Annotated in this window: 1 protein-coding gene; it reads left to right on the plus strand. The window is 70.5% G+C overall.

All coding sequences use genetic code 11. From position 1 onward, the window contains the following. On the plus strand, positions 1-616 hold a 616-nt coding region (locus tag INT51_RS21955), incomplete at both ends, for a hypothetical protein (protein WP_193107510.1).

Here is a 616-nt window from a genome sequence, read left to right on the forward strand (position 1 = left end):
GCCTTCCCCGAGGGCACGGTGCTGCCGGTTCCTGAGGATGCGACCCCGGGCGACTTCACCGTCGTCGCGACGGATCCTGAGGGCAACGAGGCGACCGACACGCTCGAGGTCACCCCGGCCGATGCTGCCGAGGCCACCCTGGAGGCGTCCTCGCCGGTGCGCGTGGGCGATCAGTCCACCGTGGAGTCCGAGGGCTGGACCCCGAACACCGAGGTCTCCGTGCAGCTGGCCGATGCCGAAGGCAACCCCGTCGGCGATCCGATCACGGTGACCACGGACGAGAACGGTGCCTTCCCCGAGGGCACGGTGCTGCCGGTCCCTGAGGATGCGACCCCGCGCGAGGGATACACCGTCACTGCGGTGGATCCCGAGGGCAATGAGGCCGCCGACACCATCGAGGTCATCGCGGCTGATGCCGAGCTGTTCTCGCTGGACGCGTCGTCGCCGGTTCCGGCCGGTGGGGAGTCGACCCTGGATTCTGCAGGGTGGGCGCCGGGCATCGAGGTCTCCGTGCAGCTGACCGATCCCGAGGGCAACCCCGTCGGCGATCCGATCGCGGTGACCACGGACGAGAACGGTGCCTTCCCCGAGGGCACGGTGCTGCCGGTTCCCGAGG

This window comes from Brachybacterium sp. FME24 (assembly GCF_014897705.1).
Classification (GTDB): Bacteria; Actinomycetota; Actinomycetes; order Actinomycetales; family Dermabacteraceae; genus Brachybacterium.